The 22696-nt window shown below is 34.0% G+C and carries 23 protein-coding genes; 2 read left to right on the forward strand and 21 right to left on the reverse strand.

The window, feature by feature from the left end:
* Positions 1 to 93: 93 nt before the first annotated feature.
* The 4 genes from G600_RS0106025 to G600_RS0106040 form a co-directional block, all read right to left on the reverse strand.
* A complete protein-coding gene (locus G600_RS0106025) occupies positions 94 to 2148 on the reverse strand; it encodes a carbohydrate-binding domain-containing protein (RefSeq protein WP_027431139.1) in 2055 nt (684 codons plus the stop codon).
* Between the two features lie 135 nt (positions 2149 to 2283).
* On the reverse strand, positions 2284 to 3498 hold the full coding sequence (locus G600_RS0106030; protein ID WP_027431140.1) for an LL-diaminopimelate aminotransferase: 1215 nt from the start codon (positions 3496 to 3498) through the stop codon (positions 2284 to 2286).
* A gap of 112 nt (positions 3499 to 3610) precedes the next feature.
* Entirely contained in the window at positions 3611 to 4444 is an 834-nt protein-coding gene (locus tag G600_RS15975; RefSeq protein ID WP_242826358.1) for a hypothetical protein, read from the reverse strand.
* A 171-nt stretch (positions 4445 to 4615) separates the two neighbouring features.
* The gene (locus tag G600_RS0106040; protein ID WP_027431142.1) at positions 4616 to 5752 is read right to left on the reverse strand and encodes a glycoside hydrolase family 88/105 protein; all 1137 of its coding nucleotides are present in this window, start codon (positions 5750 to 5752) and stop codon (positions 4616 to 4618) included.
* A 166-nt stretch (positions 5753 to 5918) separates the two neighbouring features.
* On the opposite strand from G600_RS0106040, the gene G600_RS0106045 reads away from it, so the two are divergent.
* Positions 5919 to 6770 (forward strand): patatin-like phospholipase family protein, encoded by an 852-nt coding sequence (locus G600_RS0106045; RefSeq protein ID WP_027431143.1) that lies wholly within the window; start codon positions 5919 to 5921, stop codon positions 6768 to 6770.
* Between the two features lie 96 nt (positions 6771 to 6866).
* Here G600_RS0106045 and G600_RS13910 read toward each other — a convergent pair whose 3' ends face one another.
* Positions 6867 to 7613 (reverse strand): YdcF family protein, encoded by a 747-nt coding sequence (locus G600_RS13910; protein ID WP_051195393.1) that lies wholly within the window; start codon positions 7611 to 7613, stop codon positions 6867 to 6869.
* Between the two features lie 155 nt (positions 7614 to 7768).
* Here G600_RS13910 and G600_RS0106055 point away from each other — a divergent pair, with 155 nt between their 5' ends.
* Entirely contained in the window at positions 7769 to 8092 is a 324-nt protein-coding gene (locus G600_RS0106055) for a cupin domain-containing protein (protein ID WP_027431144.1), read from the forward strand.
* Between the two features lie 59 nt (positions 8093 to 8151).
* Here the strand turns inward: G600_RS0106055 and G600_RS0106060 are convergent, their stop codons facing one another.
* The 16 genes from G600_RS0106060 to G600_RS15660 all read right to left on the reverse strand — a co-directional run bounded on the left by G600_RS0106060 (position 8152) and on the right by G600_RS15660 (position 22635).
* Positions 8152 to 10257, reverse strand: a complete 2106-nt coding sequence (locus G600_RS0106060) for an EAL domain-containing protein (RefSeq protein ID WP_027431145.1) — start codon at positions 10255 to 10257, stop codon at positions 8152 to 8154.
* 248 nt (positions 10258 to 10505) lie between these two features.
* Entirely contained in the window at positions 10506 to 10910 is a 405-nt protein-coding gene (locus G600_RS0106065; protein ID WP_027431146.1) for a hypothetical protein, read from the reverse strand.
* A 121-nt stretch (positions 10911 to 11031) separates the two neighbouring features.
* Entirely contained in the window at positions 11032 to 11571 is a 540-nt protein-coding gene (gene yfcE, locus G600_RS0106070; RefSeq protein WP_027431147.1) for a phosphodiesterase, read from the reverse strand.
* A gap of 76 nt (positions 11572 to 11647) precedes the next feature.
* Positions 11648 to 12331 (reverse strand): hypothetical protein, encoded by a 684-nt coding sequence (locus tag G600_RS0106075; protein WP_027431148.1) that lies wholly within the window; start codon positions 12329 to 12331, stop codon positions 11648 to 11650.
* 3 nt (positions 12332 to 12334) lie between these two features.
* Positions 12335 to 12979 (reverse strand): hypothetical protein, encoded by a 645-nt coding sequence (locus tag G600_RS13915; protein ID WP_242826359.1) that lies wholly within the window; start codon positions 12977 to 12979, stop codon positions 12335 to 12337.
* Positions 12980 to 13242: 263 nt separating this feature from the next.
* Positions 13243 to 13863 (reverse strand): epoxyqueuosine reductase QueH, encoded by a 621-nt coding sequence (locus tag G600_RS0106085; RefSeq protein ID WP_027431149.1) that lies wholly within the window; start codon positions 13861 to 13863, stop codon positions 13243 to 13245.
* The gene (hisC, locus tag G600_RS0106090) at positions 13863 to 14915 is read right to left on the reverse strand and encodes a histidinol-phosphate transaminase (RefSeq protein ID WP_027431150.1); all 1053 of its coding nucleotides are present in this window, start codon (positions 14913 to 14915) and stop codon (positions 13863 to 13865) included. The genes G600_RS0106085 and hisC overlap by 1 nt, the downstream gene beginning before the upstream one ends.
* A gap of 35 nt (positions 14916 to 14950) precedes the next feature.
* The gene (locus G600_RS0106095; RefSeq protein ID WP_027431151.1) at positions 14951 to 16144 is read right to left on the reverse strand and encodes a pyridoxal phosphate-dependent aminotransferase; all 1194 of its coding nucleotides are present in this window, start codon (positions 16142 to 16144) and stop codon (positions 14951 to 14953) included.
* Positions 16145 to 16300: 156 nt separating this feature from the next.
* Positions 16301 to 17488 carry an ROK family protein gene (locus G600_RS0106100; RefSeq protein ID WP_027431152.1) on the reverse strand — a complete coding sequence of 396 codons (1188 nt, stop codon included), beginning with the start codon at positions 17486 to 17488 and terminating at the stop codon, positions 16301 to 16303.
* A gap of 22 nt (positions 17489 to 17510) precedes the next feature.
* Entirely contained in the window at positions 17511 to 18164 is a 654-nt protein-coding gene (gene fsa, locus G600_RS0106105; RefSeq protein WP_027431153.1) for a fructose-6-phosphate aldolase, read from the reverse strand.
* 172 nt (positions 18165 to 18336) lie between these two features.
* Entirely contained in the window at positions 18337 to 19815 is a 1479-nt protein-coding gene (gene xylB, locus G600_RS0106110) for a xylulokinase (protein WP_027431154.1), read from the reverse strand.
* A 215-nt stretch (positions 19816 to 20030) separates the two neighbouring features.
* Positions 20031 to 20663 (reverse strand): phosphatase PAP2 family protein, encoded by a 633-nt coding sequence (locus G600_RS13920; RefSeq protein ID WP_027431155.1) that lies wholly within the window; start codon positions 20661 to 20663, stop codon positions 20031 to 20033.
* Positions 20664 to 20759: 96 nt separating this feature from the next.
* On the reverse strand, positions 20760 to 21770 hold the full coding sequence (locus tag G600_RS0106120) for an InlB B-repeat-containing protein (RefSeq protein ID WP_027431156.1): 1011 nt from the start codon (positions 21768 to 21770) through the stop codon (positions 20760 to 20762).
* On the reverse strand, positions 21745 to 22143 hold the full coding sequence (locus G600_RS0106125) for a hypothetical protein (protein ID WP_027431157.1): 399 nt from the start codon (positions 22141 to 22143) through the stop codon (positions 21745 to 21747). Before G600_RS0106125 ends, G600_RS0106120 begins: the two co-directional genes overlap by 26 nt.
* Before the next feature lie 2 nt (positions 22144 to 22145).
* Entirely contained in the window at positions 22146 to 22490 is a 345-nt protein-coding gene (locus G600_RS0106130) for a hypothetical protein (RefSeq protein ID WP_027431158.1), read from the reverse strand.
* A gap of 7 nt (positions 22491 to 22497) precedes the next feature.
* The gene (locus tag G600_RS15660; protein ID WP_155885946.1) at positions 22498 to 22635 is read right to left on the reverse strand and encodes a hypothetical protein; all 138 of its coding nucleotides are present in this window, start codon (positions 22633 to 22635) and stop codon (positions 22498 to 22500) included.
* Between the last annotated feature and the right edge of the window lie 61 nt (positions 22636 to 22696).

A 22696-nucleotide genomic window follows, 5' to 3' on the forward strand; every position in this document is an offset into this window, starting at 1 on the left:
AGCTCCGACTGAGTTAAAGGCTATGAATTAGGAATTCCCTTATTCATAGCCTTATTTTGTGAGAAATTATATTATTTCATTGTTATATAGCTTTTATTCCTTATCCAATTTTTTGAATAGTACGTTAATCGAAAACATACTAATTATTAACACTAAAGAGAAAGCAATAATTACAATATAAGTAATAATTTGAGCATTATCGCTAGTCTCAACATCATCTGTATCTGCTGCCAGCTCTGAGGAATCTACTGATGTTCTTTCTGTAGCCTCCTTAGAAGTCTCACTTGTAGTTTCATCTGTAGATTCCATAAGTTCATTCTCATCTGCTGCTAGTTCAGTCGTTTCTGAATCTGCTACTGTTACTAAAACTGCATCTGAAATACCTGAAAAGGAATGACTTGAGCTTGTAATTACAAAATCTGTAGAGCCTGCTTGCTGTGTAGTTATCTCATTTGCACTTTGACCAAAGTCAAGGTTTGGCATTTCACCTATTGGCATTTCGCCTGTTGGCACTTCACCTGTTGGCATTTCACCTGTTGGCACTTCGCCTGTTGGTGTTTTGTCAATTACAGTTTCTCCAGTTGTTTCTTCCCTATTTGGCATTCCAGCTGCAAAAGAATCACTAGATGTAGAAGTGTATTGTTGCATTGTGCCAGTTATATATGAACTTACGCTAGTGTAGTAGCCATTAAAAATTGTTCCTTCTAACTCTCCACCTTTATATAGATGATAACTAGTATCAAGAGCTAAATCACTAGAAGATAAGACTATAGACTGGTAGGCTCTATCTGTTGTATAGGCCATGACTACATTTTCATTATCATCTGTAATTACAATGCTTGTACCTGCCTCAACCTTCTGACTAAAAGTAAGAGTTAAATAAACCTGGCTAGATTCCTCACTTATAGCATCTAACATATTACCCGTTGAACAAACTGTACCTCCATTTATATAGATTCCTGAATTAGAATCTAGACCTGAATCTTGGCTTTGCTCGCAACCCTTTGTAATAATTAGTCCATTGTAAATGTAAATGCTACCGTTTGAATCAATACCATCCCCTTCTGCATCTGAAGCTGCTACTGTTTCTCCATTATCATTTGTCTCATATTCAATTGCACAATCACAAACAAGACTATTAACTGAAATTGAAATAAGCGAACCGTTAGAGGAAGCATTTATACAATCATCATAAGCTGTAATTGTATAATCTCCTTCTCCTCCTTCAAAATAAATATCTCCCTTTGTCTCAATACCTTCATTTTTAGTACTTGTAATGCTTAAACTTCCAGAGCCTGCAAAATAAAGAGCTATATCAGAACTTATAGCACCTGCATATTTATAATAGTAAAGTGGATCTCCTTCTGAAATACCTTCACTATCCGCTGTTTCTGTGGCAAACAATATATTTTCAATCTCACTGGCAGAATAAACGCCATAGTAAGCGGAAAGGTCTGAGTTAGTGTAGTTGCTTGAATAGCTTGCATACTGGTCTAAATTGTCCTTATCCATAAGACTTACCTTCTTTAATCTACCACCTGTAATTGTATTAGTTGTTCCTGCCATAGAATAAATTGTGACCTTGCATGCGTCATAACTTGAGTCCTTATTATAGGCAAAAATTGCTGGAAGTGTGTTTTTTGATGTAAGAGTAACATTATTAAGCATTAAGTTAATATCGCCCTCTTTGTCGTTGGTGTTTACAGCTATTGTTGTCTTTTTGGCTGTTCCTGAGAATTCTATATTAGCTATCGTATTAATATTTATGACATTTGCTTCTATCAGATCATTGTCCTCAATCGCTGTTAAATCGTCACTTAGAGACATTTTACAAACTGTTGAGACTCCATCAAAGAGAAATTCAGTAATATAAATATCTGCTAAGTTATTGTTATTATAATCTTCTAAAAATGTGTCATAATCTTCTAGTGTATATGTTTTAATTTCATTAGTATTCCCATCTACCGTCATTGTAAAATCTGATAGATTAACATAAATATCTGCCTCTAAATCAGTTTCTTCTGCTGCATAAATATTAGTTAAATTAAGAAAAATTAATGATACGAGGCTAGTGAAAAATAAAACCCCAGTTAGCAAATAAGCTACTGTTTTTTCATAAGTAGTGGATTTAAAATTTTTAACCTTCATGAAAAAATCTCCCATTTAATTTTTTATTTCTCACAATTTGATTATAAGAAAAAGAAAAAGGCAAGACAAGGAAATCCACCTTATCTTGCGCTTTTTTCACAAAAGATTCACATTGTAAATCCATATATAGTTTTATTATAAAGCCTTAATTCTATCAAGAGCTCTAACTGTATTCTCATAAGAACCAAATGCTGTAAGTCTAAAATAACCTTCACCACTTGGACCAAAGCCTGAACCTGGAGTACCAACAACGTTAGCATTCTCAAGTAAGTAATCAAAGAATTCCCAGCTTGTCATCTTATCAGGAGTCTTAAGCCAGATATATGGCGCATTAACACCTCCTGAAACTGTGTAACCAGCTTCCTTTAAGCCTGTAAGGATTGTCTTAGCATTATTCATGTAGTAAGCAATCTGTTCCTTAGTCTGCTTCTGGCCTTCTTCTGTATAAATAGCAGCACCAGCCTTCTGAATAATGTATGGAGCACCATTAAACTTAGTTCCATGTCTTCTTGCCCAAAGGCTATGAAGCATAACGTCTCCGCTCTTTAAATCCTTAGGAATTACTGTAAAGCCAAGTCTTGTACCTGTAAAGCCTGCATTCTTAGAGAAAGATCTAAGCTCGATTGCACATGTTCTTGCACCTTCACATTCATAAATTGTATGTGGTACATCCTCTTCTGAAATATATGCCTCATAAGCTGCATCATAGATAATTACTGCTCCAACCTTATTAGCATAGTCAACCCATCTTTGAAGCTCTGACTTAGTAATTGTAGAACCTGTAGGGTTATTAGGGAAGCAAAGATAGATAATATCAGGTGTTTCCTTTGGTAAATCAGGGGCGAAATTAGTCTCGGCTGTACATGGCATATAAATAACGTTAGACCACTTACCAAGATCTGGAAGATAATCACCTGTTCTACCTGCCATAGCATTAGTATCAACATATACTGGATAAACTGGATCACAAACTGCAATCTTATTATCTACAGAGAAAATGTCACCAATATTACCTGAGTCTGACTTAGCACCATCAGATACAAAGATTTCATCTGCATTAATATCTGCACCACGTCTCTTATAATCAAAATCTGCAATTGCATTTCTTAAGAATTCATATCCTAAATCTGGAGCATAACCCTTAAATGTCTCCTTATGAGCCATCTCATCAACCGCCGAATGAAGAGTATCAATAACAACTGGTGATAATGGTAATGTTACATCACCAATACCAAGTCTAATAATTTCTTTGTCTGGATTAGCATTCTGATATGCATTAACCTTCTTAGCAATAGTTGAAAAAAGGTAACTTCCTGGGAGCTTTAAATAGTTTTCGTTAATTTTAAACATGTTCTTCCTCCTAACATTTACGTACAATGATGTAATTATACAACCCCAAAAAGTTAGATACAACTAAATAAAGCAAGACCTAATAATATTAAGTCTTGCTTTTAGTTAAGCATTATACATCAAGATAAAATCTTAATAATCTCTCGTACTCTGTATTAATTGCCAACAGTATATCTTTATCACCGCTCATATTATCTGGATGATATATCTTAGCTAGTGATTTATATCTCTTTTTTAAAGTGTCCTGATCATGTACCCCCTTAAAAAATATCTTTACACCGTCAGAATTAGTAGCATTCTTTCTTGCCTCTCTATAGACTCTGTCCTTATAGACAAGCTTTTCTCTTTCAAATCTCTCCTTATCAATAGTTAACTGGCGATTCTGCTTTTCAAGCATCTGCCACTTTTGATCATAGAGACTCTTTTGATTCTCAAGTTGCTGCTTTAAAATCATGTTCTTATTCTGCTGTCTTGCTAACATGTGCTTTTGTATGTCTATGAGATTTCGTTCATCTTCAAGCGTCTTATCTAGTTCCTGTAATCTCATATGTTCCTTAAAAAGCCACTTTTTCTGCTCCTTTTCACTAAGCTGCTGAAATTCTTTATGCTTATCTGCTGTCATTATAGTATTAGCATCATCTTCAACTAACTTAACGTCCTCCTTTAAAGAGCTGTTATTAGACGCTGCCTGTGAATAGTCCTCTAAATTAGAGGAATTATCTAGTATAACCTTCTTATCTAATTCTTCCTGTTTGGTCTCTTCTTTTAAAGGCTTTGAGTTTGCCCAATTAATCTGGGCTATATTCTTCTTCTTTAAATTATCTTCAAGACCTTCACTTTCAAACCCTTTTACCCCTGAAGCTTTAGCAATTTTGACTGCAACACTCTTGGCATAATTCTCTACATTAGAATTAGCAAAATAATTAGTCTTAAAATTTTCCTGCATAGTTCACTCCGTTTTTTACACGTTCAATATCCTAACTTTATGTTAAAACTAATTTACTATTTAGTCAACTAAAATAAGTCAAACTATTCTACTAGTATAAAAAAGAGAGACATTTTCAAAAAAATCAAAAAAGTCTCTCTAATAATGCAAAATAAAGTTATTCAATTAAAACTAGTTTGAGCATCTAAGGCGCTCTGTGTAAGCTAATAGGAATGGTCCAACACCCTTAGCATCGTCCTTTACGATAGGCTCTGACATATAGTAGTCATAAGTACCTGGACGATTGTTGCTACCACCTAAACCGGCAACTAAACAGATACCGTCAAGAGAAATTGTTCCGTCTTCTCCAGCCTTTAAGTATCTATCTTCGATACCCTTTAATGCCTTAAAGCCGTATTCTCTATAACTTTCTGGTAAGAAACCAAGTCTTACACCCTTTAAGAGAGCATAAGCCATAATTGCGCTACCTGATGTCTCAAGATAATTCTTCTCCATGCCACCAAAGTTTACAACCTGGTACCACATACCTGATTCATCCTGATACTTAAGCATTGCATTCATAAGGTCAACAAATGCGTCTTTCATCATCTTGCATTCCTTATCATACTTATGGTCTTCGTTATCTACCTTATCTAGAGTATCTAAAAGTGCCATAGCATACCAACCAATAGCTCGTAACCAAACATTCTGAGAAAGTCCTGTAACCTTATCACACCAGAAAGCTTCCTTGCTTGTATCAATAGCATGATAGTAAAGTCCGTTAAGAGGATTTCTTAAATTCTCAATTACAAACTTAAACTGGCTGAAAATGTCATCATAGTTGGCTCTGTTATTGAACTTAGTTTCATATTCCATATAGAATGGCTGTCCCATATACATACCATCAAGCCATACCTGGTTTGGATAAATGTCCTTATGCCAGAAATTGCCTGTCTTAGTTCTTGGCATGATTTCAATCTGAGAATAAACTAAATCAATTGCCTTCTTGTACTTTTCTTTGCCTGTTAATTCATAGAGTTCAAATAAAGTCTTACCTGCATTAACATTATCTATATTCTTCTCACCAATGCTGTAGCCGTCAATGCTTCCATCCTCAAAAACTCTGTGATCAATAAATTTGTCGGCGAAGTCTAAATACTTCTTGTCTCCTGAAATTGCATACATTTCTAAAATAGCCTTAATCATAACGCCGTCAATGTAATTCCACTTTGACTTAATGCCTGCCTTAAGCTTTTCGATGTTCCATGCTGGAGTATCAAGTGTACTTCTCTCCATTAAACCATCGATATACTGTACTATGATGTCCATTTGTATCTCCTTAAATTCCCTTAATTTGAGTATCAAATTTAACACTCAATGCTCTAATTTTACTCCATAGAATATAAAATATCAAGCTATCTAAACACTTGTTTTTACTTGACATTGTCTGTTATTTGTCAGACAATTATATTAATTGTACTATTAGGAGGTAAATATGAAAACTGGCATAGTTTTTGAAGGTGGAGCTTTTAGATCTATCTATTCATGCGGCGTAATGGACGCCTTACTCGAACTTGATTTTATGCCTGATTATATAATCGGTGTATCTGCAGGTGCAGCTTATGCAGCAAGTTATGCATCTAAGCAGGTTGGTAGAAATTTAAAAATTATCATGGATTATCGTGATGATAAGAGATACATGGGACTTCTTAATATGTTAGATCCTGGTAACCGTTCATTATACGGTCTTGATTTTGCTTACGAGACTATTCCTAATGAACTTGTACCTTTTGATTATGATACATTTAGACAATATAAGGGAGAATTCTACTGCGTAGTAACAAATGTAGAAACTGGTAAACCAGAGTATCTTCCATATACAGGTCTTGATAAGACTAATACAGTACTTAAGGCAACTTGTGCCCTTCCTGTATTTTTCCCATATATCAATATCAATGGCACAAACTATATGGATGGTGGTTTATCTGATTCTATCCCTGTAGAGAGAGCCCTAGCAGATGGCTGTGACAAGCTATTAGTAGTTCTTACAAGAGAACCGGGTTATACAAAGACTACATCAAGTGTTACAAAGCAGGCTGCAAAGATTTATAAGAATAAGCCTGAGCTTGCAAGAGACTTACTTACAAGAGCGGATAAATATAACCGCCAGCTTGAAAGACTTGACCGTCTTGAAAGAGAAGGTAAAGCTTATGTTATGAGACCTGTTTCTACAAAGGGCTTTAAAAGAACAGAGAAAGATAAGACAAAGATTTTATCTCTTTATAATGATGGTTATAATCAGACTTATAACCAGATTGAAGCAATCAGAGATTTCTTTAAGGCTTAATACTAGCTTTGAAAATGTATTGCTAAGGGACATAAAAACAAAAAGCTCAAGTTACTTTAAAAGTAGCAAGAGCTTTTTTTATAAATAATATCAATCTTATAAATTACCCAATATAAAATCCTTAGTAATTCCAATAGCTTCCCTTAACATAAAGTTAGGAAGTATTATCATATCTGATTTAGCTGGATAGCTATATACATTTTCAAAGCCAGTCTTTTTAGCAATTAGGCAAGCTCTAAATATGTGGAAGTTAGTAGATACAATTAAGACCTTAGCCTTACTATCCTTAATTATCTCATAGGAATTTGCTAGGTTCTCATCTGTGTTAATGGACTTATCTTCTTTTATGATTCTATCCTCACTTACTCCCTTATCAATTAGATATTCTGCCATAGCATCTGCTTCTGTCATAGGCTCATTGGGGCCTTGTCCACCAGATACTATAATTGGACAGTCGTAAATATTTGCTAGTTCAAGGGCTGCGTCTAGGCGTAATTTAAGAGCCTTTGAAGGACCCGCCTCCTTAACTAGGCAACCTAAAACTATAATGTAGTCGTAATTATTCTCCTTATCCTTCTTTGCAAAGCCTGATACAATAAGGCCTTCAAGGACTATAAATAAGGCTAGACCTATGGTAAAGACTGACCAGAAGATTCTTTTTATAATTTTATGAATTTTAATTCTGCCGGACTTTTCTAATCTTTTTAGTAAATATAGGACAATGAAAAAAGCCGAAATTATAATCCACATAAAGACAAAACTAAGTTTGAAGCCTGCGTAACTAACGCAGATTATATAGTAAAGGGCCGATAGAAGGCCTACAATTAAAAATACATTTTCCATAAAAACCTCTCATTCCGTAATTCCTAGTATAACAAAGAATAGGCGGGATTTATAGCTTTAAAAAGAAATCGGACACTAGTACTATTTTCCTAGATATCAGAGAAGTTAAGTTTGCTAAAATTAGATAAAAGCTTATTTTAAAGGAGATTATTTTTATGTTTAAGTATAATAAGGATGTTATTGCAACTGATTGCGAACCAGGCGTTACAAGAAAGATTTTATGTTACTCAGACGAACTTATGATGTGCGAGATTCACTTTGAGAAGGGTTCTAAGGGAAATTTCCACTCACATGAGCATTTACAGATTACTTATATTGCTGAGGGTAGTTTTGAGTTTACTATCGATGGCGAGACTAAGGTTGTAAATAAGGGTGATAGTGTTTATATGCCAAGTAATTCTCTTCATGGTGTTACATGTCTTGAAGAAGGTATCTTAGTAGACGTATTTAATCCAATGAGACAGGATTTCTTAAAGTAGATTAGAGTGAAATTTAGATATCTAAATGGTAAATTAATTACAAAAATAAGGGAAGTGCCCTAACTTGCACTTCCCATTTTTTCTTTTATATTTATTAAAACTGCTTCTAATCTATCAATATCAACTGCTTCGCTATAGTAATAGCCTTGATATTCTAAGCAACCGATGCTTTCAAGTATTAATTTCTGCTCTTCATTTTCTACATATTCGGCTAATATATCAATATTAAACTGATTTGTTAGATTAGTAAGAAAACTTACTATTTCTCTACTTCTTTCATTATTTACTACATCCAGACTTAAATTCCCGTCTATCTTTACTAGGTCAAAAACATTGTATCTTAGATATTTAAGAGAGGTACTGCCCATAGAGAAATCATCAATACCAAAGCGGTAACCAAGCTTCTTTAACCTATCTAATCTTGAGATTAAATCATAGTCAATCTTTAGGCTATCCTGCTCAGTGATTTCAATTAAAATGTTAGGAATATATTCCTTATGTTCTCTAGCTATTAGAGCTAAAAATCTCTCAAATTCCTCCATTTGGATTGCCTGACCTGTTAGGTTAATTGAAACCTTGCAATCTTTTCCAAGTATCTTTATTAACTTTGGCATGTCCTTAATTGCGCTTTTAAAAATGGCCTTCTCTAATTTAGCTGCCATACCCATTTCCTTAGTTAAGCCCATAACTAAAGGAGTGTAAATCTTACCATTATTAGAGTATTCCCAATTTAAAAGGCACTCTACGCCAATACATTTATCCTTACTGTTAAACTGAGGCTGATATCTTAAATGAACATCATTATTTTCAATCTTATATTGAATTTCATCAGCGATGGAACGAGCTAAAACTCCGTATCCCCCTTTAATCCCAAGGATACTAAGTTCAACTCCTTCTTCCTCTGATTCCTTAACTAGCCTTATAAGCTCATTAATCTTTTTAGCTTCCTGATCTAGCGCTCTCTTCTCTGAATAAACCACAAAAGGTGCATAAATTGCCACCCCTATAAAAAGGTTAAAGAGCTGCAAAAGGCTACCAGCAATGGAGCCTGTGGCCATAAATCCATTTATAAAAATTGGAGTAGTCCACTTAACATTGCTTATTAGTCTTGGCACAATGCCAAGGGCCATGGCTAAACTTGCATTTAAATAACTAATCACTGGCACTAAAATAAATGGTATGAAATATACAGGATTTAGTACAATTGGCAAACCAAATAATAATAATTCATTAACATTAAAAATTAGTGGAACACTTGATAAAGTAACTAATTTCTTTGATGTATTCTTTTTACCAAAAATTAGTATGGCAAGGGCTAAACATAAAGTGGAGCCGCAGCCGCCCATTACTGCAAATACCTCAACGGTTGTAAAGGAATGCTGATTGCTTAGCATAACTGAAGTGTCAACATTCTTTATCTTATCAAAATTTAAATCTCCAGGAGTCATAACACTTGAGCCATGAATTCCTAAAAACCAAAGTATAGATTGAATCATTAAAAAGGCTAAGCTTGTAATAACAGAACCACCTCTAAAGAAGAATAGACTTAGGAATACTTTTCTATTAACTTCCTGAATTGACTCCATACCTGTTGTTTTAACTAGGATCATATAAATTAGTACAGCAATAATAAATACTATAATAGTAGCCGGCATTGAATAAAGCATCTGAGTATATGTATCATCTGCCCCACTAGAATAGAATCTAAAACCATGCTTTAGATTATCATTAATTAAAATGTAAAAATATGACGTAATAATCGTCAAAAAGATTGCTGTAAAAACCCCATCTTCACCTAAGTTACTTATATCAAATTCTCTAAAGTTAAGACCACCACTAAATATGGCAAACACTATTAAGCTTATAAATACTAGGCTATAATTCTTAACCCCATCTGCCTTCTCAGTATTAGAAATACTTAAGGCTAGTGTAATTGTCATATATATGGCTAGCATACCAAAGGTTGCATTATAAACGGTCTGTAATAATTCCCTAAAAAAGCCATCTAGCAAAGCATCTATAAATATTTGATAGCTATAAATTGGCAATGTTTCTAATATAAGTGCAAAAGAACCCACCAATAAAATTGGTATAATCATTACTAAGGCTTGTCTAATAATTTGTAAAATTTTTATCTTATCTATAATTTCAAAAACTTTCCCCATGACTGTCCTCTGTAAAAATTTCTATTTAATATCATAGATAAATATTAAAAAAAATAAAACCCTCTTATATGGGGGTTTTATTTGTAAAGCGGACATTCGGAATCCGCTTCGCTACTTCCTCATGAACGCAGTGGCACTTTGTGCCACCTGTCAGAAGGGGCTTTAACCCCTTCTGACACTAGTAAGCTTTATACCCCCGCTTAAAGCTTACGCTTTTGAAGCGGGGGATTGCTTACACTGCGTTCAAATTAAGTTCTTTTTATAAATTCAATTCTACATTTAGGACATTTAATACTAATCTTTCCCTTGCCCTTTGGAACTCTAATCTTCTGATTACAGTTAGGACATTTAAAAATCTTATGGGTCTTTCCATCCTTAATTCTAGCCTTTAGGTAGTTTAATTTACCCTGACACTTATAATATATATTTAGATATCTTTGGTTCTCTTTAGACCTCTTTGAAATATTTCTTGAGAAAACTCTAAAATATGTATATATCAATAATAATATTGCGATAAAGTAAACTGCACTATTATGAATAAATAAGGTTAATACAAGCAATACCATGCATACAATAGAAGTAAATCTAGAAAATTGATCCATTCCATATCTTCCATACATAAAGCTTGCAAATTTATTTCTAAAATTATTCATACAAAAGAGTACCTCCAAATCCATTAGCTAATAATAATCATCACAAATTCATTTGCTAATAATACTCTATCATATAGCTTTATAAATACAATAAAATAAAAATAAAAAATTCCTTATATATTTAGTTGCCCTCCATATATACATTTCCATCTAAGTCCTTAAAGTAGAACTTGTCTTCAAAAATGATATAGCTGTGGGTTGAATTTTCCTTTGGAATTGAAACTGAGCCTGGATTAACATAAGTATAGTTGCCTCTTTTTTCAAACTTTGGCACATGAGTGTGACCGCAAAGTAATATATCCCCATCCTTTAGGGCTGGCATATTCTTTTCATCTAACTTATGGCCATGAACCATAACAAAATCCTGTCCATTTACACTTAAAAATGCCTGTTCACAAAGGACATTAAAATCAAGTACCATCTGGTCAACTTCTGTATCACAGTTACCTCTAATACAAATAATCTCATTTCTTAAGGGATTGAGCATACTTATAACTTCCTTTGGTGCATAGTCCTTTGGCAAATCATTTCTTGGACCATGATATAATATGTCCCCAAGTAATACTAATCTCTTTGCGCCCTCTTCCTTGTATCTATCTAACATCTTCTTACAATAGTAAGCAGAACCATGGATATCTGAAACTATCATTATCTTTTCCATAAATACACTCCTTTATTATTATTTATCTAGTCTAATTTAGCTAAACTAAAAGGCAGGACTTAAGCCTGCCTTTAATTTATCTTGCTAGTTTTTGTACTGTTGGTACTTTATAATCGCTAGCGTAGCTTAAATATTGCTGCAGAGAATTCTTCACCTTATACATGTCTAAGATCTTTTTAAGGAAGGCGATGGTAGACTTTTTGTACTTCATATTAGAGAGCACTAAAACTGCTGCCTCGTCATTATATCCTCTTGCAAAACTCTTAGCATATCTTGCAAATTTAAGCTTATTTAATTCTGGTATATCATAATAATTTTGTAAAATCTCTAAAGCCTCAATAACCCTAGTATTATCAAAATCTAATTCTACTAAAGGTCTCTTTATGATTAGATTGTCGATTTTACTAATATTACTTTTAATTTTATTTGAATAGAGTTCAATAATATCGCTTTTTATTGTTGTTAAAGAATATTTGTTATAAAGTCGCATACCAATGAACATACCACTATCATTCTCATCACCAAAAAAGTAATTTAGTAATACATCTTCCTTTGTAACACCCTCTTCAATCTTCTTTACATAAAGACCTTTGCTTAGACGAGTTATAATGCCTTCGCTTGCAATACGTTCTACTGCGCGGAAAAATGCATCTTGGCTCATCTTAGTAAACTTATCCTCGTAAAGAGAATTAACTGCTACAACACTAGAACCAGGTAGGCTATCAAAATAATTAATTATTCTATCCCTATTCTTTATCATTATTTATCTTACCTCTTCTAAGTTAATAAGGTTATCCTCATCCTTCTTCTCATCAGACTTTTCCTCTGACTTTTCAGGCTCTGCCTTATTAATAACCTTAACTAAAACATCTTCGTCATCTGCAAAGATAGCATCCTCATCAAAATCTTCAAATTCATCTTCGTCTTCTTCATCTACATAGAAGTTAACTGGGATAACCTCAAGACTTGTAGCTACAGCTTTACCAATGATATAAACTGTATGAATACCCTCTTCCTTAACATTCTCAACTAGGTTTCTAACACCAGCTGCTACTCTGTCAACGTCACAAACAACATTAACGCCCTCTGGTAAAATGATTGTTACATTACTTGCATAGCTTGAGAAGTTAATGTAAACATCCTTTTCAAATACTGCTAAGCCTAAATCAAGAGTTGTATTAGCGCAAACTGACTTTAATTCGCAACCTACAAATTCCTCATCCTCAATCTCAACGATCTTCTTTTCAGCAATAGCATTGTACTTTCTAATTTCAGCATCAATACTGTCGTTTTCTTCCTTTACAAACTTGTCCTTTGTCTCTTTATATTTGTCATATACTAGCTTTGCAGTTGCAACACAAGCACCTGTAACAGCAATAAATTTTAATAAGCCATTCTTCTTAGCCATAACCATTACCTCCATATTTTGATATAATAAATATTAGCATTTTGTCGTCTTTTTTTCAAGTTTAACTCAGTCGGAGAAATCCCCCACCCCTAAGCATTAGCGTAGGTGGGGGTTATGGCAAACTATACTTAGTCGGGGTACAAGCTCCGACTGAGTTAAACGCTCCGCGAGGATGCGCACGGATTCGGACAGGAATTTGTCTGCTGAAGCAGACCCGAATCCGGCGCGCAAGACTCGCGAGCGAGTCTTGAACTATCCTTTTTTTATACCCTAGAATAGACACAACCACAGAAATTCTGTCTATATAGATTATACTCCTTAGATAATTCAATGGATCTTTTGTAACCATTTTTCTTTTTAAAATCTGACAATAAATACTTCATACCGTATTCTTCTTCAAGCTTTAAACCAATCTCATTAAGCTTAAGGCTTGATTTTAAAGGACTTATACTAAGTGTAGTTGTAAAGTAGTCAAAGCCCTTTTCCTTAGCTAATTTAGCTGTTTCTCGTAGTCTAAGTTCATAACACTTAAAGCATCTTTCCCCGCCTTCAGGACATTTTTCTAATCCCTTAGCCATATCGTAAAACTTAGAGGTATCATAGTCTCCTTCTATAAACTCCACCGGATACTTAGTAGGGAATTCCTTAATAAAACGCTTCTCTTCCTCTACTCTCTTTCTATATTCCTCTTCATAGGAAATATTAGGATTATAGTAAAAAACTGTCACTCTAAAATACTGAGATAAATACTCAATGCAATGACTTGAACAGGGCGCACAACAACTGTGTAACAAAATTGTTGGCACCTTTTTTTCTTCTTGTAATTTTAAGACAAACTTATCTAGTTCCTTTTGAAAATTTCTTTGATTAAAAGGAATAGCCATTATAAAATCTCCTTCAACGCCTTTATTAGAGCATCCATCTGCTCATCTGTACCTATTGTAATTCTTAAGTAGTTATCAATTCTTGGCTTATTAAAATATCTTACGAAAATGTTCTTCTCTTTTAGTTTTGTAAAAATAAGACTTGCAGGAACATCTTTATGCTTAGCAAAAATGAAATTAGCCTTTGACTCTGGGAAGCTAAAACCAAGCTCCTTTAAGGCCTTCATAGTTCTTTCTCTAGTTGCCACAATCTTTTTACAGCACTCTTCAAAGTAAGCCTTATCATTAATAGCCGCAGTTCCTAGTTCAATAGCTGTTCTATTCATTGTGTAGGAATTAAATGAGAACTTCACGTCATTAAGAGCCTTAATTAACTTCTCATTAGCAATAGCATAACCTATACGCATTCCAGCCATAGATCTGGATTTTGAAAATGTCTGCACAACAATTAAGTTGTCGTATTTATTCACAAATTTAATTGCCGATTCCCCACCAAAATCGATGTAGGCTTCATCAACAACTACTACTGAATCCTGATTATTCTTAATGATTTCTTCAACACTAGAAAGCTCTAAATACTTAGAAGTTGGAGCATTAGGGTTTGGGAAAATGATACCGCCATTCTCTCTATTAAAATCCTCCACTAAGATGTTAAAATCCTCATCAAGTCTTACAGTTTCATATGGGACTTTGTGTAAATCGGCCCATACACTGTAGAAAGAATAAGATATTTCAGGAAATAAGACTGGCTTATCTGAGTTAAAAAATGTCATAAAGATCATTGAAATAACATCATCTGAACCAACCCCTGTAAATACCTGATTTTTATTAACACCATAGAAGTTTGCAATAGCTTCATTTAGCTTTGTAACCTCTGGGTCTGGATATAATTTTAAACTATCAAGATCTACCTTAGTTAAGGCATCCATTACCGCCTTTGAAGGTGGGTAAGGATTCTCATTAGTATTAAGCTTAATTACATCCTTAATCTTTGGCTGTTCGCCTGGAACATAAGGCTCCACTTTTCTAATATATGATTCCCAAACTTTCATTTAATTCTCCTTTATGAGTAAATTTTTTACAAAAATTATAAATTGAACTCCTTAGCTAATTCTTCAAAATGGCTAAGAGAATTAACTATTGTTTCATAGCTTACGCAGTAGGCAATTCTTACATAACCCTTACAGCCAAAGCTTGTAGCTGGCACCATTAAAATGTTATGCTTCTTAGCTGCATTGCAGAATTCCATCTCATCCTCTGTTGGGGATTTTACAAAAAGATAAAAAGCGCCTTCTGGCTTAACACAGTCAAAACCATACTTTGTTAAGGCCTCATAAAGTGTCTTTCTATTCTTATCATAAACTGCAATATTCTCAGAAATATCTACATCTAAAGTCTTTAAAATTACTCTTTGAAGTAGAGATGGTGCATTAACAAAACCTAAGATTCTTGTGGCAACTGCTGCGGCTGTCTTAATATCATTTGCATCATCAAGTTCATCTGGTAAAACAAGATAACCAATTCTCTCACCTGGAAGAGAAAGAGACTTACTGTAAGAATAACCAACAATAGTATTCTTATAATACTTAGTTAAGTAAGGAACTTCTATACCATCATAGGCAAGTTCCCTATATGGTTCGTCAGAAATAAGGTAAATGCTAGTAGCAAGTTCCTTTTGCTTATTTTCTAAAATCTCTGCTAGTTTCTTAATTATAGCCTCACTATAAATAACCCCTGTTGGATTGTTAGGATTATTAATAATTACAGCCTTAGTCTTAGCATTAATTAGCTTTTCAAATTCTTCAAAATTAGGATTAAAATCCACTGTATTAGCAGGAACAACTACAAGTTTTCCTCCAAAGTTTGACACGTAATTTCTATATTCACTAAAGAATGGAGCAAAGCATAGTACCTCATCCTCAGGATTAAGTAAAGTCTTTAAAATTGAATTAAGACCCCCTGCTGCACCAACTGTCATAATTATATTAGAAGCATTAAAATGTGTATCGTACTTCTTATTAATTGAGCTAGCAATTCCTTCTCTTACATCTTCGTAACCTGCATTGCTCATATATCCATGGACAAATGTAGACTCTTCATTGTCAACAATCTCTTTGATTGCTTCATTAACTTCCTTAGGGGCTGGCACATTAGGATTACCAAGAGAAAAATCGTAAACATTCTCTCTACCATAGATCTTTGCCAATCTATTGCCTTCCTCAAACATTGCTCTAATTACAGAGCTACCCTTAACTAAAGATACCATTGAATCTGCTATCATTTATCTTCCTCCCAAATTTTAAAATACTACATATCATTATGTCTTTTCTGAATCTAATAAATAATTAATCTAACTTTAGGCGTGATTCTAGCCTTCATCAAGATAAAAAAAGACAGGAGAACTAAAATCTCCTGTCTGATATTATAAGCTAATTATTTAGATAGATGCAATAAAATCTATTAAAAACATAAAGGCTGCGCCAACCTTAGCCTCACTTTCAGAGCAAGTTGTAAACTGTAAATAACTTGCATCTGTATCAAAGGCACAGTAATCAATAAGTCTTCTCTTTAAATCCTCTTCATAATCCTTAAGATATGTTGCAACTTCGCCGCATAGACAGATGTTACTATCATTCATAAGGAAAATGTTGTTGATTCCCACTGCGAGATCATCTAGATACTTATCAAATACCTTTGAATACTCTCTGTCGTGTTCCTTTAGTTTTCTAAAGAAAGTATCGAGACTTACCCCTAATTTAGTTGATAATACTCTTGCTGAAACATAGGATTCATAGCAACCTCGCTTACCGCAATAACATTTTTCTCCACCAGGATAAATTGTCATATGACCAAACTCACCGGCTCTATTATGAATACCCTTTCTTATTGTTTCTCCATCAATAAAGGCACCACCAACACCTTCATTAAGCATAAGATAAACGCTTGAAAAATCATTATCCATAAGCTTTTTCTCATCAAAGTTTCTTACAGTGATTAAACCTGCTGCCTCTCTTTGCTTATTCTTCCAGTAATTAGCAAAAGCATAGGCCTTTGCATCATTTACAACAATAGTCTTAAAGTCAATATTCTTTGTAAGATTCTTAACCTCGTAGTTTTTAAGACCCATAGTTGGTGCTGATAAAATAATCTTATTATCGTTATCAAAAATACCAGGCACTGTAATTCCGACGCCAAGTACATTTTCCTTATTAATATTGTTCTTACTAATTAAATTATTAACTAGAGAAGCTATATCAGCCTCAAAATCGTTATTAACAATATTAACTGAAAGCTTAATTTCATCGATTACCACGCCTCTTAAATCTACTAAATAGGCTACTATTTCATTAGCTGTAATGTTAACGCTAATAGCTAATTTTGAACTTCCCTTAACCATAATAACCTGGGCTTTACGACCACCTGTAGATTCAAAATTTCCTGCATATTCAATTAAGTCTTCGTTAAATAAGTACTTTAAATTCTGATTAACCGTTGGTAAGGATAATCTTAGGGCATCTGAAATTTCCTGTCTTGCTACTTTTCCAGAAAAATGGATAAGTCTAAAAACCCTGTTCTTATTAATCTTTTTTACGTCAGTTGTTGTAAGCTTTTCTGTAGTTAACATTCTACACCTCTATTCTTATATTTTATTCACCAAATACAGCAATATAATCCTTCTTGAATTTTTCAATTCCAGCTGTTGTAAGTGGATGATTTACCATTTGTTCAATTACCTTATATGGAACAGTTGCAATGTCTGCGCCTGCAATAGCACAGTCAGTTACATGAATTGGATTACGAACGCTTGCTGCAATGATTTCAGTCTGAATATCGTAATTAGAAAAAATTGCCACAATATCTTCAATTAAGTTAATACCTGGCTGAGAAATATCATCTAATCTACCAAGGAATGGTGAAACATAAGCTGCACCAGCTCTAGCTGCAAGTAAAGCCTGATTAGCTGAGAAAATCAATGTCACATTTACCTTAATTCCTTCACTAGATAATACCTTAGTTGCCTTAAGTCCGTCAACTGTCATAGGTATCTTAACTACCATGTTTGGATGGATCTTAGCAATTTCTCTACCTTCCTTAATCATATCTTCAGCCTTAGTAGTTGTAGCCTTAACCTCGCCACTAATAGGGCCATCTACAATGCTTGTGATTTCCTTAATTACTTCCTTAAAATCTCTACCTTCTTTTGCGATTAATGATGGGTTTGTTGTTACGCCACAAATAACTCCCATATCATTAGCCTTCTTAATGTCCTCAACATTTGCTGTGTCAATAAAAAATCTCATTATAACTTCCTCCATCTTTTAATCTATCCATATCAAGACTCGCTCGCGAGTCTTGCGCGCCGGATTCGGGTCTGCTACTGCAGACAAATTCCTGTCCGAATCCGTGCGCATCCTCGCGGAGCGTTTAACTCAGTCGGAGCTTGTACTCCGACTGAGTTGAATCAATCAGAGCTTATGCACCAATTGAATTAAAGCTATCTTTAAGGGCTGGGTATAGCTCCTTAAATTCCTTATAACGAAGCTCGTAAGCCTTGGCAATATCTTCATCTGGTTCAATTGTCTTAGATAGCTTAACAATCTTACTTACTGCTTCCTCTAGGCTTTCGTATTCCTTACATGCAATCATTGCTAAAATGCATGCTCCCATAGATGGGCCTTCTTCACTTTCAAGTTTTGCTACTCTGATATTAAGTACATTTGCTAAAATCTTACACCATAATTCAGACTTAGCACCGCCTCCACAAAGCTTTGTCTCTGGAATTACAAGTCCTTCTTTTCTTGCAATTTCAAGAGAATCTCTAAGGCCAAAGGCAACTCCTTCTAAAACTGCCTGAGTCATGTCTGCTCTTGTAGTATCCATAGTCATTCCAATAAAGCAAGCTCTTGCCTTTGGGTCATTATGTGGTGATCGCTCACCCATTAAATATGGTAGGAAATATACATGATTCTTAGCCAATTTAGAATCATCTATATCCTCCTGCTCTTTACTATATTCCTTAGTATTTAGGACATTGTCCATCCACCACATATTACAAGAAGCTGCACTAAGCATGCAGCCCATTAGATGATAGGCTCCATCTGCATGGTCAAAGGAATGTAGAGCGTTATTAGGGTCTACTTTAAAGCTCTTGCTTGAAATAAACACGGTTCCGCTTGTACCTATGGAAATGTTACATTTTCCCTCTCCAATAGTGCCCGTACCAATAGCTGCTGCTGCATTATCACCAGCTCCTGCTGCCACTACTAAATCAGAAGATAGACCAAGTTCACTTGCAAGCTCAGCCTTTAAGCAACCAATTGCCTCATAGCTTTCAAAAATCTTTGGCATCTGTTCTAGTTTAATGCCGCAGATATCAAGCATCTCTTTAGACCAAGTTCTATTCTTAACATCGAAAAGTAATGTTCCCGAAGCGTCAGATACATCTGTTGAAAATGTGCCTGTTAACTTATATGCTAAATAATCCTTAGGTAGCATAATCTTCTTGATTTTATTAAAATTTTCAGGCTCATTGTTTCTTAGCCATAAAAGCTTAGGAGCTGTAAAACCAGCAAAGGCAATGTTAGCTGTGTATTTACTTAGCTTATCCTTACCGATTTCGTTATTTAAATAATCACACTCCTTGCCAGTTCTAGCATCATTCCAAAGAATTGCAGGTCTAATAACCTCATCCTTCTCATCTAAAATTACGAGGCCATGCATCTGTCCGCCAAAACTAAGGCCCTTAATACTTGTCTTATCAAAATCCTTTATAAGCTCTTTAATTCCAAGAATAGTCTCTTTATACCAGTCTTCTGGATTCTGCTCAGACCAGGCTGGCTTTGGAAAATAAATTGGATATTCTCTAGACACTGAGTTTAGAATTTTACCTGTATGCTCCATTAAAAGAAGCTTTACAGAAGATGTCCCCAAATCAACACCTATATAATTCATACTACCTCCCTTTGATACAAATCATTGTTAATTCACTTTTAGTAAAACACTTTCTAAAAGCTTATTTCATTGTAACACTTATCTAAAGTCCCTTCAATGAGTTTTAAAAAAATATTTTGTAAAATTAAAAAAGGAAAGTTTTATATTTCTATAAAACTTTCCCAAATTAATTCTGTTATATCTTTTTGATATATCCTATGAATAATTATCGCCTACTAATTAGCTTCTTTTTTTACGAAGAGATATTTATAACTCTCTCCATCACAAAAGACAGCTCTAAGTCTGTCAAACTTCTTTAAAGCCCACTTTACAAGCAAGTAAGCAAGAAGACCATAAAGAGATCCTAGTACTAAGCTTACTAGTACATCTGTTGGATAGTGAACTGTTAGGTACAATCTTGAAAATGCAATTAGTACTGCAAGACAAAGGGCACATATACCCTCTCTCTTTCTCCACAAAATAATAGCAATTGCTGCTGCAAAGGATGCTGATGTATGTCCTGATGGGAATGACCAGTCATCAATTGAGGCAAATACATTAAATATCTGTGTCTCAAAAAGTGAACTATCAAAATTAAAAGGTCTTACTCTATGTGATACATTTTTCATAACACCATTACACATGATTACTGAGAAAATTAAAGCAACTGCAACAGTTAAGCCTACCTTTCTATATTTCTTAGGTAGAACAAAAAGCATTAATAATCCAAGTAAAATCCAGATAATTCCCTTATCTCCAAGTTTTGTAATTACAAACATGATTGGGTCAGTAATTGGATTGTGTAATGTAGCAAACCATTTTAATATTGGAATTTCGCCAGCATTTAAGCTATTAAAAAATTGATCCATGTTAACCTCCACTTATTTTTTTAATTTTTAACGCTTCTCAATCTTAAGCTAAATACTAGTTCATGTCAATTTTCTACTAGGTCAATTTTTTACTATCTAGTTTTTAGTTACACCAGACTTTGTAACACTATATTCGCCTTTATAAGTATCTTTACCCATGTCCTTATTTTTCAAAATAAAGCTCCTATTTAAATAGTCTTTTTTAAAATAAGAATCAGAAATTGCTGCAGCTTCTTTACTTACTAAAATACCATTATTTTGACTTGAATTAATTAAGAATACGTCCCAGTCCTTCTTTTCCCAAACAGCATAAAAATAAACCACTGCGCCATTATTTTCATCTAAATTCTTTAGGCATTCCCCCTCTCTATAAATATTATTCTTTGAATTCCTTTCTCTACTCCATCCCAGAAAATTAAAGCCATCTCTAATAAAGCTATTCGCCTGCAAATTAAAGTTTTCACCATAAGTTACTTGCTGCTCTTTTGACTCTCCTGCCCCGTTTGAATCATAAATCACCCTATATTTATGGGGGCTACAAATATAATTAATCTCGGCACCATTAAAGGTTAGGCCCACGTATTTATTTAACTCGCCATTTTCATTAACAGGAATAGAGCCTTCGTAATTTGGCTCAGCAAGGCTTTTATTACGGCCCTCAATTACACTATTAGCCTCACCTATTTCAAGGGCTGAGGACACATCATATCCTTTAAGGACAGTACCTGTAATCCTTAGCCAAGGGGTTTGACGGTAAATGCTTACTTCATGAAAGCTTACGTAAAAGCCAGTACTTGCACTACCTTCAATAGATATGCTACCACCATCAAAGCCGTCATATAGCGAGGGCACTCCCACCTCTCTTAAGGACTGATAATCTTCTCTTACATTAAGACTTAAAATCCTAACCTGATTGTTTTTATCATCATCATCAATTAAATAAAACTCAATAACAGAGCCTACTGGAGCGCCATTAATTCTAAAATTCATGCTTTTATAAAGGGGTGAATTTGAAGCATAAGAATTTACTGATATAAGACTGGAAATAAATAATAAGCCATAAAGAAAAAGAATTATTTTACTAATGTAAGCCCATAAACTTTTCATAATAACAATACTCCCTTCCCTTTAAACTGTGCTTAAAGCTCATAACTACCTCCACATCTAAGTAACCCTTTTCAAGGTTTATCTCTTTAAAATTTATCTCATAATTTGCATCTGAACTTATCTCTTTACTTAGACAATTACAAAAGGCTAGCTTAATTTCCTCTTCTAGATCCTTTTTCTGGCTAAAGCTAAGGCCATGGACATTTATAGTTTCGTACTTTTCATTTAGCTTATCAAAGCTGTAATTTAAAGAACTATCCACAGCCCTTATAAGTTCTTCATTTCTTGCATTTTTCTCTATTAAAAAACCATGTGTAACCACTAGGATAAATATTAGTGATAATAGGCCTGAACCTGTGATTAATGCTCTCATATTTATCCTCCATTATTCCTTTTATACCTGGCTAGACCGTGATAAGTATTTGTCTTATTTATTCTAAAACTTGCTGAAAGAATCTTATAGCTAAGGTCATATTCGTAATAGCAAAAATCTGTGGTGCTTTCTGCATTTTTAAATACCAAATCCATACCATTAGACCTAGCCATTGAAATTGCCTTAGCCTTTCCTTCTTCTTTATTTACCTCAATTGTGTTCTCCACATATCTAGCCACTGTATTTACTTTTGAAACCCTAGCATTAATCATAATAAAGTCCAAACTAAAGTAGACAATTAATACTAGAATTATCAGGTATATATAACTTTCTATTACTGATTTCATCTCTCTCCTAACCTAAACAAGCTATCAATGTGTTTTCTACGAATTTTAAAAATGTTACAAAGAGGCTAGAAGCTAAAGTAAATACGGCAATCATAGAAAGCATTGCTACAATTACTTCTCCGTATAATTTTACATATTCTCCCATATTAAACTCCTATTAATACTTTTAAAAAAAGTCCATTTATTACAAAAACCATTATGATAGC

The organism is Lachnospira multipara ATCC 19207 (assembly GCF_000424105.1).
In the GTDB taxonomy this organism is placed as follows: domain Bacteria; phylum Bacillota; class Clostridia; order Lachnospirales; family Lachnospiraceae; genus Lachnospira; species Lachnospira multipara.

Bases quoted from the DNA above. Each gene is read 5' to 3' on its own strand.
- G600_RS0106025 (WP_027431139.1), bottom strand. From the start codon at position 2,148: ATGAAGGTTAAAAATTTTAAATCCACTACTTATGAAAAAACAGTAGCT.
- G600_RS0106030 (WP_027431140.1), bottom strand. From the start codon at position 3,498: ATGTTTAAAATTAACGAAAACTATTTAAAGCTCCCAGGAAGTTACCTT.
- G600_RS15975 (WP_242826358.1), bottom strand. From the start codon at position 4,444: ATGCAGGAAAATTTTAAGACTAATTATTTTGCTAATTCTAATGTAGAG.
- G600_RS0106040 (WP_027431142.1), bottom strand. From the start codon at position 5,752: ATGGACATCATAGTACAGTATATCGATGGTTTAATGGAGAGAAGTACA.
- G600_RS0106045 (WP_027431143.1), top strand. From the start codon at position 5,919: ATGAAAACTGGCATAGTTTTTGAAGGTGGAGCTTTTAGATCTATCTAT.
- G600_RS13910 (WP_051195393.1), bottom strand. From the start codon at position 7,613: ATGGAAAATGTATTTTTAATTGTAGGCCTTCTATCGGCCCTTTACTAT.
- G600_RS0106055 (WP_027431144.1), top strand. From the start codon at position 7,769: ATGTTTAAGTATAATAAGGATGTTATTGCAACTGATTGCGAACCAGGC.
- G600_RS0106060 (WP_027431145.1), bottom strand. From the start codon at position 10,257: ATGGGGAAAGTTTTTGAAATTATAGATAAGATAAAAATTTTACAAATT.
- G600_RS0106065 (WP_027431146.1), bottom strand. From the start codon at position 10,910: ATGAATAATTTTAGAAATAAATTTGCAAGCTTTATGTATGGAAGATAT.
- yfcE (WP_027431147.1), bottom strand. From the start codon at position 11,571: ATGGAAAAGATAATGATAGTTTCAGATATCCATGGTTCTGCTTACTAT.
- G600_RS0106075 (WP_027431148.1), bottom strand. From the start codon at position 12,331: ATGATAAAGAATAGGGATAGAATAATTAATTATTTTGATAGCCTACCT.
- G600_RS13915 (WP_242826359.1), bottom strand. From the start codon at position 12,979: ATGGCTAAGAAGAATGGCTTATTAAAATTTATTGCTGTTACAGGTGCT.
- G600_RS0106085 (WP_027431149.1), bottom strand. From the start codon at position 13,863: ATGGCTATTCCTTTTAATCAAAGAAATTTTCAAAAGGAACTAGATAAG.
- hisC (WP_027431150.1), bottom strand. From the start codon at position 14,915: ATGAAAGTTTGGGAATCATATATTAGAAAAGTGGAGCCTTATGTTCCA.
- G600_RS0106095 (WP_027431151.1), bottom strand. From the start codon at position 16,144: ATGATAGCAGATTCAATGGTATCTTTAGTTAAGGGTAGCTCTGTAATT.
- G600_RS0106100 (WP_027431152.1), bottom strand. From the start codon at position 17,488: ATGTTAACTACAGAAAAGCTTACAACAACTGACGTAAAAAAGATTAAT.
- fsa (WP_027431153.1), bottom strand. From the start codon at position 18,164: ATGAGATTTTTTATTGACACAGCAAATGTTGAGGACATTAAGAAGGCT.
- xylB (WP_027431154.1), bottom strand. From the start codon at position 19,815: ATGAATTATATAGGTGTTGATTTGGGGACATCTTCTGTAAAGCTTCTT.
- G600_RS13920 (WP_027431155.1), bottom strand. From the start codon at position 20,663: ATGGATCAATTTTTTAATAGCTTAAATGCTGGCGAAATTCCAATATTA.
- G600_RS0106120 (WP_027431156.1), bottom strand. From the start codon at position 21,770: ATGAAAAGTTTATGGGCTTACATTAGTAAAATAATTCTTTTTCTTTAT.
- G600_RS0106125 (WP_027431157.1), bottom strand. From the start codon at position 22,143: ATGAGAGCATTAATCACAGGTTCAGGCCTATTATCACTAATATTTATC.
- G600_RS0106130 (WP_027431158.1), bottom strand. From the start codon at position 22,490: ATGAAATCAGTAATAGAAAGTTATATATACCTGATAATTCTAGTATTA.
- G600_RS15660 (WP_155885946.1), bottom strand. From the start codon at position 22,635: ATGGGAGAATATGTAAAATTATACGGAGAAGTAATTGTAGCAATGCTT.